This is a genomic window from Microcoleus sp. B4-C2 (genome assembly GCF_036705265.1).
In the GTDB taxonomy this organism is placed as follows: domain Bacteria; phylum Cyanobacteriota; class Cyanobacteriia; order Cyanobacteriales; family Microcoleaceae; genus Microcoleus.
Genome location: NZ_JAUBUB010000139.1, coordinates 1 through 11,833, shown reverse-complemented (window position 1 = coordinate 11,833; position 11,833 = coordinate 1). Strand labels below are relative to the sequence as shown.

Below are 11,833 nucleotides of genomic sequence, written 5' to 3'. Positions count from 1 at the left end.
TGTGGGATGGGCGTCCCGCCCGTCCTTTTTGGAGGGGCGGGACGCCCATCCCACAAACTTGTGGAAGTTATTTAATTTTCATTCCTGAGAAAGGCTATACCAGATTTACCAACACAATTCGCATAATTAAAACCCCCCTTGAAAAAGGGGGGTTAACAGCCGAAAATCAGCTTGATTCTACTTACATCGAAGAACCCAAACCGGCATAAGCACCGTAGAAGAAAAGACTCACAATGGTGAGAACACCGAGGCCTGCAACAGTAGCTACCAGCCACAAAGGAATTCTGCCACTTTCACTAAACATAGCCATCACCTCACTAATTTACAGCTCAACAAATTCGATGGAACTATCGAAAGCCAACTCAGACACCAGTTAATTAAAGAAATAACTGGAGAACAAAATACCCAAAACAAAAATCAGTAACAAACCCAAATACAAAGAAGTCCGGTTTAACTCAACAGGCTGCTCGTTGGGATTAGGAACGCGCTCAGGCATTGTAAACTCCTATCGTTGAATAAATTGCATTGCTGCGATCGCGCCCAAAAAGAAAATTGTTGGGACACCTAAAGTATGAACTGCCAACCAGCGCACCGTAAAAATCGGATACGAAATTGGCTCATTATTGGGGGTTCTACTCGTCATTTTTCCAAATCCTTGTTAAATTACTTGGCAATGAACTGATCTACTTGTTTCTTAGCTTCAAAGCGATCCGAGATAATCGGCACTTCTTCCCGCTGCGGTGTGAAATATTGGTTAGGGCGAGGAGTTCCGAAAGCATCGTAAGCCAAACCCGTTTGCACAAACAGCCATCCAGCAATAAACAAAGCCGGAATGGTGATGCTGTGAATTACCCAATAACGGATACTTGTAATAATGTCCCCAAACGGACGTTCTCCAGTTGTACCAGCCATTTAGAATCCTCCTTTCAACAACAAATTGACAGACAATCTCTCTTACTATTCTACTATCAAGCAGCTTGCGCTGAACCTTGATATTTAAGTAGAGTACCGCTCGCGCCGATCACAAATCCGCGATCGGGGCCCATAAAGACAATCCTGTAAAAATTAGCCGGAACATCTTCAACTTCGCGGTCTTTTAGCCAAGTTTTCCCGCCGTCCAAACTGCACAGCAAATTGCCGCCGCCGCCGGCTACCCAAACTTCATTATCAGTCCGGTAAGCCATGTCCAGCAAACCCCAACTCGCCTTGCGATCGGGAAAAAACGGTTTTCCCCAACCTTCAGGATTGGACGGGTCACTAAACTGAATCTGACCGCCGCGGGCGAGCATCCACAAACGCCCATCCTTGGTAAAGCCCATATTTTGCAGGCGGCGAGAACTATTGCGGTTGTGAGGTTCCCAAGCTTCTTGTCCGGGCTTCCACACCGAGTAGAAATTTCCTTTCGAGGAAACCGCAACATACTGCCCGTCTTCAGAACGGTTGATATTGCGAACTACCCCAAAAGAATCCTGCACGACAGCTTTCCAATTTTTGCCGCCGTCCGAAGTCCGGTAAATCGCCCCGACATCGGTCGTCATCTCGGCGGAATTCGGGCCCAAAGCTGCGATCGTACTCGGAGAACCCGGCAACTGAGAGCTCAAAGCAATCCGCGTCCAAGACTTGCCTTCATCGTTCGTGTGGAGCAAAACAGAAGGCTGGCCGACAATCCAGCCTTCGGAACCGGAAAAACTCACCGACGCAAAACGCGACCTCGGATCGTCGATATCCAGTCCTACAGACTTCCAGCTAGTGCCGCCGTCCATCGTTTCGAGCAGAGTCGCCTCAGAACCAACAACCCAGCCGTGCTGAGGATTGCCCGTAAAGGCAATATCCTGCAAATTAGCTTCCGTCGGCAAGGAAATCACTTGCCAGGGGTTGTAACTCACAGCACCGATGGTGCTGCAACTCGTACAGATGAGCGCAGCCGCCAATAACATTACAATTCGTTGCCAAAATCTCACAATCGTCTTACTGCAAACCATACATACTAAGTAAAAACAAGAAACCAACGACCAAGCCGCCAAAAATCAGCAAACTTTTCTGACCTTCGGTCATGCCGTTGACACCGACACCGTAGCGCTGATTTGCCTTAAATCCCGATACCCCTTCCATCTGACCGAGATTTTGAAACATCGACTTACGCGCCCCGCAAACGGGACACACCCAAGTCGGGGTCACATCTGTAAAAGCAGTGCCAGGGGCAATTGCATTTTTAGGATCGCCCTTTTTAGGATTGTAGACGTAGCCGCAGGCTCGGCACTCGTGCCGATCGAGGGTATTAGTCTCCGTGGCTCGATCGCTCATAAATCCAAAATTATGGGTCAGCTAATCGTGAAGTACCTCAACTAAACTTCGTTCGAGTTGGGGCTTCCAACTAAAACTCATATGAGGACGGTCTTATTCGTCTTCGAGGTTTCCCGTCTCAACCGCCGATGCCACGTTAGGGACACCACTTGGGTGTTCGACACTTAAGTCGAGGATGGTCTTACTTAGCGTCCACAGGCAGCCGCCCGTCTTCCACAGGCAGTTACAATATTAAAATATACATTAAAAATTATTGCAGAAGATGGATGATTAATCTCAACCAACTCGTAATTTCAGTTACCCAAAATCTATATAATGTAAAGATCGAGTTACAAACCCTTTCACCTAGGCAGTAATTATTCATCGTGTTTGCACTCAGCGGCTACGAGTATTTCTTAGGCTTCCTGTTAATTTCCAGCCTAGTCCCTATCCTCGCCCTCACGGCGTCTAAGGTTCTGCGGCCCAAAAGTCGTCCCTACGACCGACGCACTACCTACGAATCCGGCGTCGAGCCGATCGGCGGAGCCTGGATTCAGTTCAACATCAGATATTATATGTTCGCCCTGGTCTTCGTCATCTTCGACGTAGAGACCGTCTTCCTCTATCCTTGGGCGGTTGCTTTCAACCAGCTAGGACTGTTGGCTTTCATCGAAGCCTTGTTTTTTATCACGATCCTCGTTATTGCTCTTGTCTATGCATGGCGCAAAGGAGCCTTGGAATGGTCTTAAGTTCTGACAAATCACAAAAACCTCTAATTGTCAACCCCGCTATTCGCCCTGAAGTCACATCCGAATTATCAGAGAACGTCATCCTAACTACGGTTGATGACCTCTACAATTGGGCGAGACTTTCGAGCCTGTGGCCCCTGCTTTACGGTACCGCTTGCTGCTTCATCGAATTTGCAGCTTTGATCGGATCGCGCTTCGACTTCGACAGATTCGGCTTAGTACCGCGATCGAGTCCGCGACAAGCCGACTTGCTAATCACGGCCGGCACAATTACCATGAAGTACGCCCCCATCTTGGTGCGGCTGTACGAACAAATGCCGGAACCCAAATACGTCATCGCGATGGGCGCCTGCACCATCACCGGCGGAATGTTCAGCGTAGACTCCCCCACAGCAGTCAGAGGCGTTGACAAACTGATTCCCGTAGACGTGTACATCCCAGGCTGTCCCCCCCGCCCAGAAGCGATTATTGACGCAATTATTAAACTGCGGAAAAAAATCGCCAACGATTCGATGCAAGAACGCGGCAACTTGCTCCCCACCCACCGCTACTACACCAGACCCCACAAGATGAAAGTAGTAGACGACATCTTGGATGGCAAATATTTGTCAGTTCCTGGCCGGATGGCGCCGCCGAAAGAATTGACCGAAGCAATGGGAATGCCAGTACCACCGGCTTTGCTTGCAGGACAAAAACAGGAGGTAAACCGTGGCTGAGACAGAAACCTCAATTGTTGAAGCCGGGAAGGTTTCCCAGTGGTTGACTCAGAATGGCTTTGAACACGAAGCTTTAGCGGCCGATAATTTGGGCGTGGAGATATTAAAGGTCGATCGAGACTTCTTAATTCCGATGTCAACAGCACTGTATGCCTACGGGTTTAATTATATGCAGTGCCAGTGCGCCTACGACCAAGGGCCGGGAGAAGATTTAGTCAGCGTCTACCACTTGGCTAAGCTGACAGATAATGCTTCCCATCCCGAAGAAGTCCGCGTCAAAGTATTCATTCCCCGCGAAGATCCCAGAGTGCCATCAGTCTACTGGATTTGGAAAGCAGCCGACTTTCAAGAGCGTGAATCCTACGATATGTACGGCATTGTCTACGAAGGACATCCGAATCTGAAACGGATTTTGATGAACGAAGATTGGGTAGGCTGGCCGCTGCGGAAAGATTACATTTCCCCTGATTTCTACGAATTGCAAGACGCTTATTAAGGGAGTTTTGCGAGGGCGGGTTTGAGCATAAAATTGGACTTTTGGGGTCAAGTTTTATGCTAAACCCGCCCTCGGTTTTTTTAGTCTATTGCTGTAGGGCGATGTTTTGTGATATTCTTAGTCTAAAAATTCTAATACCTCCGCATGACCTCAAACCCAAGTCGCAGACTCATTGATGATATCGAAGCTCTCTTGGCGACAAGCGCAAAGCTATTTGCGTCAGAAGGTTCCGTGCGTGAGGTGGCTCTCCTAGCAAATGCAGAGTATAGTCTCAACTTGTGTGAGGAACAATACGGCCAAAACACTTACCACCTCTATCTTCAAGTTCCTGATTGCCTTTACTCGCAAAATTCTGACGATATTGAAGGATGTGAAAATCTAATTCTGGAGAAGGCAAGAATACTTCTCAAACCATACCCAGATGATTATTTAGCTTCTTTGAGTATTAGTCCAATTCTGAGCGCAGGTGAGGGGTGGCGCCAAAAAGCAAACAATTGGGTCACAGGTAAAGGTGTCAATAATCAAGGTCGTGTTAGGTCTGATAATATACCTTCGAGAACAGTAGACGGGCTTTTCTTTCGTTCTGAGAACGAAGTGCTTTTTTACAAAGCTCTTAAATTACTTGGGGTACCCTTTGCTCCATTACCCGTTTTCATTAGAGGTGGTGAAAAATACAAAAGAATTGAACCAGATTTTGTCATTGTTAAAAACGGTGTTTTACTGGTTGTAGAAGTAGATGGTGATACTGTACACAACGAAACACCAGCAGAAGCACATGAGAGGACAACTATGCTTGCCTATGAGGGAGTCCATATTGAGCGAATCCGAGCCTCAGAGTGCCAAACCCAAGAGCAGGCAGTTGCCTGTGCAAAGAGAATGTTGCAGGTTCTTGAAAAGATTAAATCTTCAAGGTAGATGACGTTGAGTCCGAAAGATTATCTGCATCCGGTGAGCTTGGCCGTTAAAGCGATCGCCGATTTCAAGATAAACTGAGGGCTGCTTATTCGTATCAGCTTTTCTATGCTCATTCCAAATGCAGAGAATGCAGTTATTGATATTCGTAAACTTCGTGACTACTGCCTCAATCCAGAACACGACGATGGTAAACACAAAGCGCGACTTTTTTCGTCAATTCTTGGGATGACGCCTGACAATGCTGAGGAATTGCGCCAAATTTTGGTTGAAGTTATTCAAACTCACGAAGCTCAGTTAGGGAGGCGGGATGGGTTCGGGCAACGCTACACCCTAGATTTCACGATTGAATGGCAAAATAGAAGTGCAACCCTTCGGAGTGGCTGGATTATTGAGCATGATTCCGAGATTCCGAGATTAACAACCTGCTATCCTCTGTAATGTCTGGAGGTAATAAGAGTGGCAAAAAATACAATTAAATTACTAGATGTCGTTGCCTTGACAGTTGACATTCCTGAATACAATCTGTGGCGCGGACAAGTAGGGACTGTGGTTGAACTGTTGGCTGATGGTGCAGCGTTTGAAGTTGAATTTAGCGATCGCAACGGACGCACTTATGAATCTGTTGGGCTGTATCCAGAGCAAATCATGGTGTTGTATTTTGAGCCAGCATCACCTGATATCAAACCCGAAATGGTTACAGCATGAGGGGCACAAAAACTTACGGGCTTTATAAAAAAATCGCAGTTTATAAGTCTAACCGATGAGTTCCAACGATCGCCAAACAAAACTAGAATATGGGGATTTTCAGACACCGGTGGAATTAGCCGAGATGGTGTGTCGGAAATTGATAGAACTTGATGTTAACCCCAAAGTCATCATTGAGCCAACTTGCGGGATAGGTAATTTCATTAAAGCTGCTGCAAATTCGTTTCCATCCGCCAGCAAGATTATCGGGGTTGAAATTAATCAAAGTTATTTAATAGAATTAAAAGCTAAGCATGAATTATTACAGTATGAAAGATGTGAGGTTAAGCACGGAGATTTTTTTGATTTTGACTGGACATCATTAATCAACCAATTTAATCATAGGGTGCTGGTACTTGGCAACTTTCCTTGGGTAACAAACTCACAACAAGGCACTATTGGCAGTGAAAACTTGCCGAAAAAAAGTAATTTTCAAAAGCACACTGGCTTAGATGCACTAACAGGTAAAAGTAACTTCGATATCTCAGAATGGATGCTGATCCATGCGATACAATGGTTGCAAAATCGTGACGCCACTCTGGCAATGCTTTGCAAGACTTCCGTGGCGAGAAAGTTATTGAGTTACATTCATTCAAAAAAACTTAATCTCGCTAGCTGTGCAACTTACAAAATAGATGCTAAAAAATATTTTGATGCAAATGTTGATGCTTGTCTGTTATTCTGCAAGTTTGACTTAAGTTCACAAAACTACTTCTGCGATGTATTTAGCAGTTTAGAAAGTTCAGACTGTCACCGAATAGGATATCACAACAAGGTTCTGGTTAAGGATATAGATGCTTTTAGTAAATTGGGTAATTTATATGCGGTGAATTCAGGGGCAAAATGGCGATCGGGCGTCAAACATGACTGCTCGAATGTGATGGAGTTTCGGAAAATTGATAATTTGTTTGTCAATGGATTTGGGGCAACTGTCGAGCTTGAGGAAACTTATCTATTTCCGCTACTTAAAGGATCTGATGTTGCTCAAAATCGCATTAATGCTACGGATCGATATATCCTAGTTACTCAAAAATTCATTGGTGAATCAACCGCAAATATCAAAACTATAGCTCCTAAAACCGGATGTTATCTAGAGAAGTGCGGGCAATATCTAGATAATCGCAAAAGCAAAATTTACCAAAATAACCCTCGCTTTTCGATTTTTGGAGTAGGCGATTATAGCTTCCAACCTTGGAAAATTGCGATTTGCGGGCTTTATAAAAAATTGGATTTTAGGTTAATCGGTGAAATCGCTAATAAACCTGCAATCTTCGATGATACTGTTTACTTTCTCAGCTTTGACAGCGAGAGAGTTGCACGTCAAACTTTTGAGCTTTTGAATTCACCGACAGCAATTAACTTTTATTCAGCACTTGTATTTTGGGATGAAAAGCGCCCGATTAAATCCAGCATTTTAAATTGTCTGAATCTAGCAAGGCTGGCAGAGTTGGAATTTGTAACCGCTGATGCACGCAGATAAACGCAGATGGATACAGCTAAATATTGACTTTTTCTGGGATAATTTAGGCTGCTATTTTTGAGAGAATACGTAAAAAATCGTGATCTCCTTCCAAATTCCTGATTCGGTTTCTAATAGGGTAAGGTGCGTCGCCATCTACAATCTGCAAGTTCCATTGAAAATCTCACATATCCGCACCCTACAGATTAGAGACTGGCGTAAGCCCTATGATAGCGCTGATTAACAACCTGCTATCCTCTGTACTGTCTGGAGGTAATAAGAGTGGCAAAGAATACAATTAAATTACTAGATGTCGTTGCCTTAACCGTTGACATTCCTGAATACAATCTGTGGCGCGGACAAGTAGGGACTGTGGTTGAACTGTTGGCTGATGGTGCAGCGTTTGAGGTGGAATTTAGCGATCGCAACGGACGCACTTATGAATCTGTCGGGTTGCATCCAGAGCAAATCATGGTGTTGTATTTTGAGCCAGCATCACCTGATATCAAACCCGAAATGGTTACAGCATAAGCGGCACAACTACTTGCGGACTTTATAACAAATTGGAGTTAGAGAAAAAAACTAATATCAACCAGGAAGCAATCGGCTAGTTTTCTGGCTTCATCTATTTCGATCGCACTTTCAGCGACAATAATTTTCTCAACCTCTGTTTCCGTTTAAGCAGGTGCAGTTTGATCGGGTGCGTTTTGGGCGGATGTACCCGGTGGGTTATTGCCGTAAAACAGCCGTCCCCAGCCGGTTTTCGGACCATCTGCCGTCCAGCGACAGGTCAATTCCTGGCGAGAATAGGTCAATCCGCCGCCATCTTCAGAAACGTAGCCGTCCAACAAGTTGCCGAACGGATCGTTGATAATGTAATCGCCGTCTGCGTTGCGACCGATCGCCACAATCATATGCCCGCCTGTAGGCGCCGACGGCGGCCCGTGATGCAGAATAGCAAGGACAGCAGGCAGTCCACTGGCTAGCGATTTATCCAGATCGTCAAAATCGAGATTAGTATTCCAGGTCGATTGAATTCTCAGTTCTTCCAGCGCCTGAGTTTGGGCGCTATGGTCGATCGTCTCGCCATACTTAATCACGTACTGGAAGTAGTCCTCATCCCCGGAAATGTTTGCACCCAGGAACTTAGCCACCATCGCACAACTGGAGGTATTGCAAGTTCCGTAGGGTTGCTCCATATTGTCTCGTTGGGAGAAAAAGGGAACGGGGAGTTGAATTGCGCCGTTGCTTGCCGCCGGGGCAGAGGGAGCCGGGGCGGGGGGAGCCGGGGGAGCAGTGGGCGCGGGGGGAGGAGCGCTCATCATCGGACTTGGGGCGGAGGCCGTTGCACCCATCATCGGTGCTGGAGCAGCAGGGGTCGCCATCATCGGACTTGGGGCGGAGGCCGTTGCACCCATCATCGGTGCTGGCGCTGCAGGGGTCGCCATGAGATTGGCGGCACTAGACCCGATATTGCCGACGATCGCGACATCGGGTGCGCTGACAAACCAGACGTGGCGGTTTTCAGGGCCGAGTCCGCGATCGATCGCCACTTGCAGGTGATTGTTCTCAGCTTGAGCATAGGACATCAAGCCAAAGCTGTTGCCGCCACAGACCCAAATCTTAAAATTATCGGGCCACAATGATGAATGTTGGGGACTGAGCTTGAATTCGGTATTCTGGCGAACTTGGAGAATGCCCGCAGCCCCTGGGACAGGAAAGGCGGGGGCCGGAGTCCCCCAAAGCTGTTGCTGTTGCTGTTGGGGGGGGCCGACGGGTTCGGGTCGATCGAACAGGGTTTTATCGGTGGCGACAGTGTTGGCTGTATTAATAATTTGCTGGATTTGCTCGTTTTCTTTGGCTTGCGGCTGCAACGTCGCGATGTAGTTTTGTACGTCGTTCTTGATGATACTTTCGACCCGGCCCGCAAAGTTCGCATAGCCGTCGATATGGTCGCCCAGGTTGTCGTAGGGACCACTCAATTGCACGTACTGCCAGCCTTCTGCCTTGAGGTCTTCTGCCATTTTGCGATAATCTCGCCAGCGATCGCCATAGCGATGAAACTCATCTAGCGCCGCAGTGACGGCAATCACCTGACTTAAGAAAAAGGGGACGTAACGAAACCAATCGCGAAAGTATTTATTCTCGTTAGACAGTTGCATATTAATCCCCACCAGAGCAGGCAGCAGCACCCCGCTAATAATCGTCGTCAGACGCAATCGGTAGTGCATCCGGCGGCACTGATCCGCTTTTTTATCCGCCCACACTACCTGATCGATCCAGCGTTGTTTGAGCGACTGTTTGTAGAGGTTGGGGAGTTTCAACTGTTCGACTAAGCTTCCCAACTCTTCGCGCAGGTATTGTTCGTAGGTCTTTTTCTTAGCCATCGGGATGTCCTGTTAGAGGGTTGATTAACAGTAAGACTTTTTCTGACATTTGCTAACAATCACTTACATTTGCCTTCTTGTCTTTATGTCATATAGAATGAATTTAGCCACTCAGATGTAGGTAAAAAACCTTGGTAGTACGCAACCGCTATATAAATAAGTTGCCTCTACATTATCAAAGCAAATAATCAGATTGGCTAATAGCTGTAAGCGATAACCAAGCTGAAGGCAAGAATATAAGTGCTTGTAGAAAATTCTACGGGCATCGGTTGATACGCCTTTGTTGAGATATGATCTCAACTTATGTATTTGTTAGCAAATGTTAGCAAAAAAGTATCGGTACATCTGAGGTTGATTAACAGCATTCAGTCCCGGATTTCGGATACTCAATCGAGTCAGCATGATTAACTCTCAACCTAGGGGCGCACGGCCGTGCGCCCCTAGTTTCAACTTTCAACTTTTAAGTTTTCAGGCGGTAAATGGTACTCTGTCCACCGTAGTAGCCGTCAAAATCCGTATCGCTTTCCCACACAAAGCAAGCTTTAGAGGATGAGTTGGAGAGGACTCGACTGCAACCATCGGTCAGTCCAATCCCAATGTGTGCTTCTCCATCCGCAACCACCAAATCGCCCGCTTTCGCCGATTCTCTCGACACCAGTTGTGCTCGCCCTTGTTTGAGCGCGTCCAAGACTGGGGAAACGTAATTGGGATTGCCGCCAAGGGGTATCAGGCCTGCATCCTGTATGACTTTGTTGACCGTCCAGGCGGAGGCGTTGTTGCCGCCATCAGGGCCGTCGGCCGTAGACATTCCCTGCAGTTTGAGGGTGGAGGCGAGGATGCGAGCATTCAGGTCGGCGATCGCGGTTTGCTGCACCGCAGCGCTGGCAGAGGGGGCTGCTGCAAACGCGGCAGCCGGCTGGGCAAAAGCCATTTGCGTCGGTGCCGGTGGAGGCGCAAACGCGACCTCCGGCTGGGCCACAGTCGGCTGAGGCATTGGCGCACTCGGTGCGGGTGGAGGTGCAAAAACTGCGGGAGGTTGGGCGAACGCGGTTTGCGGCATCGGGGTATTCTGAGGGGGGACTGGTGCGATCGAGGGTTGCCCTGGAGCGTTGAACGCCGCAGGTTGCGCTGGGATTCCCATTGCTCCAAAGCCATTGTGAGGCGGGTTGGCAGCCCCGGAAGGCGGCTGTTGAGGCCCAGGAGTGGGCTTTGCAAACAAGGTTTTATCGGTGGAAACCTTCTCGACGGTTTTCAGGATTTGCTTGATTTGCTCTTGCTCCTTAGCCTGTTTTTGCTGCAACGCCGTGATATAGTTTTGTACGTCATTCTTAATCAAGCTTTCGACCCGACCTGCAAACAGGGTATAGACATCTTGGTGGGTTGTAGGTTGGTTGTTCTGGGTCCGGGGTTTGAGGGCTTTCGAGTCTTCGACGCTGACTTCGGACATCAGACTGGGCGACAGGGGAGGCAGACTATCGTCTTCTTCGTGGGTTTTGTAGCGATAGGGGCCGCTCAATTGCAGGTATTGCCAGCCTTCTGATTTGAGGTCTTCGGCTAGTTGTCGGTAGTCGCGCCAGCGATCGCCAAATCGCAAAAATTCTTCCGTTGCCGCACTGACTGCGATAATTTGGCTCAAGACAAACGGGACGTAAGAAAACCAAATGCGAAAGTATCCCTTATCTTTGTCCTGTGGAGTGCCCAGTTGAAAGTTAATTGCAACTAGGGCCGGCAACAGTACACCACCGACGATCGTCGTCAGGCGCAAGCGATAGTGCCAGCGACGGCATTGTTCGGCTTTCTTATCCGCCCAAACCAATTGATCGAGCCAGCGACTTTTGAGCGACTGTTTGCAAAGATCGGTTAGCTCCAGTTGCTCGACCATATCGGTCATTTCTTGGCGCAGGTAGTCGTAATACGAGGTCTTTTTCGCCATGTGGACTTCTGTTTGCATGCACTATATTGTTTAGATCCGCATCGTGGCTGCGAAATCTGAGTTGTTCACCCCCTTTATACCAATTTTATATGAAGTTGCATAGAATAAAGATAGTGTTTAGAGGGCATCAGTGATGACACGCCAACTGATT

Annotated in this window: 17 protein-coding genes; 9 read left to right on the top strand and 8 right to left on the bottom strand. The window is 47.6% G+C overall.

Going from position 1 to position 11,833, the window contains the following annotated elements; translation table 11 throughout:
* A partial coding sequence (locus tag QUB20_RS26660) for a hypothetical protein (protein WP_333291777.1) occupies positions 1 to 209 on the top strand: 209 nt, incomplete at its 5' end.
* Here QUB20_RS26660 and QUB20_RS26655 read toward each other — a convergent pair.
* The 6 genes from QUB20_RS26655 to QUB20_RS26630 all read right to left on the bottom strand — a co-directional run bounded on the left by QUB20_RS26655 (position 182) and on the right by QUB20_RS26630 (position 2,304).
* Positions 182 to 304: a photosystem II reaction center protein J gene (locus QUB20_RS26655; RefSeq protein ID WP_333109398.1), complete on the bottom strand. Its 123-nt coding sequence runs from the start codon at positions 302 to 304 to the stop codon at positions 182 to 184. The genes QUB20_RS26660 and QUB20_RS26655 overlap by 28 nt on opposite strands.
* Before the next feature lie 69 nt (positions 305 to 373).
* Positions 374 to 496, bottom strand: coding sequence for a photosystem II reaction center protein L (locus QUB20_RS26650; RefSeq protein ID WP_015176850.1), 123 nt, complete (start codon positions 494 to 496; stop codon positions 374 to 376).
* Between the two features lie 9 nt (positions 497 to 505).
* Positions 506 to 643: a cytochrome b559 subunit beta gene (psbF, locus tag QUB20_RS26645; protein WP_006635504.1), complete on the bottom strand. Its 138-nt coding sequence runs from the start codon at positions 641 to 643 to the stop codon at positions 506 to 508.
* A 20-nt stretch (positions 644 to 663) separates the two neighbouring features.
* On the bottom strand, positions 664 to 912 hold the full coding sequence (gene psbE / locus QUB20_RS26640; protein ID WP_006635503.1) for a cytochrome b559 subunit alpha: 249 nt from the start codon (positions 910 to 912) through the stop codon (positions 664 to 666).
* Positions 913 to 968: 56 nt separating this feature from the next.
* Entirely contained in the window at positions 969 to 1,982 is a 1,014-nt protein-coding gene (locus tag QUB20_RS26635; RefSeq protein ID WP_333250898.1) for a photosynthesis system II assembly factor Ycf48, read from the bottom strand.
* On the bottom strand, positions 1,969 to 2,304 hold the full coding sequence (locus tag QUB20_RS26630) for a rubredoxin (protein ID WP_333206831.1): 336 nt from the start codon (positions 2,302 to 2,304) through the stop codon (positions 1,969 to 1,971). The genes QUB20_RS26635 and QUB20_RS26630 overlap by 14 nt, the downstream gene beginning before the upstream one ends.
* Before the next feature lie 365 nt (positions 2,305 to 2,669).
* On the opposite strand from QUB20_RS26630, the gene ndhC reads away from it, so the two are divergent.
* From ndhC to QUB20_RS26590, 8 genes are all read left to right on the top strand, one after another.
* A complete protein-coding gene (gene ndhC / locus QUB20_RS26625) occupies positions 2,670 to 3,032 on the top strand; it encodes a photosynthetic/respiratory NAD(P)H-quinone oxidoreductase subunit C (RefSeq protein ID WP_006635500.1) in 363 nt (120 codons plus the stop codon).
* Positions 3,023 to 3,748, top strand: coding sequence for a photosynthetic/respiratory NAD(P)H-quinone oxidoreductase subunit K (gene ndhK / locus QUB20_RS26620; RefSeq protein ID WP_333052111.1), 726 nt, complete (start codon positions 3,023 to 3,025; stop codon positions 3,746 to 3,748). Before ndhC ends, ndhK begins: the two co-directional genes overlap by 10 nt.
* Positions 3,741 to 4,244 carry an NAD(P)H-quinone oxidoreductase subunit J gene (locus QUB20_RS26615; RefSeq protein ID WP_333084555.1) on the top strand — a complete coding sequence of 168 codons (504 nt, stop codon included), beginning with the start codon at positions 3,741 to 3,743 and terminating at the stop codon, positions 4,242 to 4,244. The genes ndhK and QUB20_RS26615 overlap by 8 nt, the downstream gene beginning before the upstream one ends.
* Before the next feature lie 144 nt (positions 4,245 to 4,388).
* The gene (locus tag QUB20_RS26610; protein ID WP_333250894.1) at positions 4,389 to 5,159 is read left to right on the top strand and encodes a hypothetical protein; all 771 of its coding nucleotides are present in this window, start codon (positions 4,389 to 4,391) and stop codon (positions 5,157 to 5,159) included.
* 105 nt (positions 5,160 to 5,264) lie between these two features.
* Positions 5,265 to 5,597, top strand: a complete 333-nt coding sequence (locus tag QUB20_RS26605) for a DUF6883 domain-containing protein (RefSeq protein ID WP_242716301.1) — start codon at positions 5,265 to 5,267, stop codon at positions 5,595 to 5,597.
* Between the two features lie 18 nt (positions 5,598 to 5,615).
* Entirely contained in the window at positions 5,616 to 5,864 is a 249-nt protein-coding gene (locus QUB20_RS26600; RefSeq protein ID WP_333250890.1) for a DUF4926 domain-containing protein, read from the top strand.
* Between the two features lie 55 nt (positions 5,865 to 5,919).
* Positions 5,920 to 7,383 (top strand): class I SAM-dependent methyltransferase, encoded by a 1,464-nt coding sequence (locus tag QUB20_RS26595; RefSeq protein ID WP_333250887.1) that lies wholly within the window; start codon positions 5,920 to 5,922, stop codon positions 7,381 to 7,383.
* A 261-nt stretch (positions 7,384 to 7,644) separates the two neighbouring features.
* On the top strand, positions 7,645 to 7,893 hold the full coding sequence (locus QUB20_RS26590) for a DUF4926 domain-containing protein (protein WP_333250885.1): 249 nt from the start codon (positions 7,645 to 7,647) through the stop codon (positions 7,891 to 7,893).
* 146 nt (positions 7,894 to 8,039) lie between these two features.
* Here QUB20_RS26590 and QUB20_RS26585 read toward each other — a convergent pair whose 3' ends face one another.
* Complete coding sequence (locus tag QUB20_RS26585; protein ID WP_333250882.1) at positions 8,040 to 9,749, bottom strand: DUF4231 domain-containing protein; 1,710 nt, start codon at positions 9,747 to 9,749, stop codon at positions 8,040 to 8,042.
* A 460-nt stretch (positions 9,750 to 10,209) separates the two neighbouring features.
* Positions 10,210 to 11,700, bottom strand: coding sequence for a DUF4231 domain-containing protein (locus QUB20_RS26580; RefSeq protein WP_333291775.1), 1,491 nt, complete (start codon positions 11,698 to 11,700; stop codon positions 10,210 to 10,212).
* Positions 11,701 to 11,833: the final 133 nt, after the last annotated feature.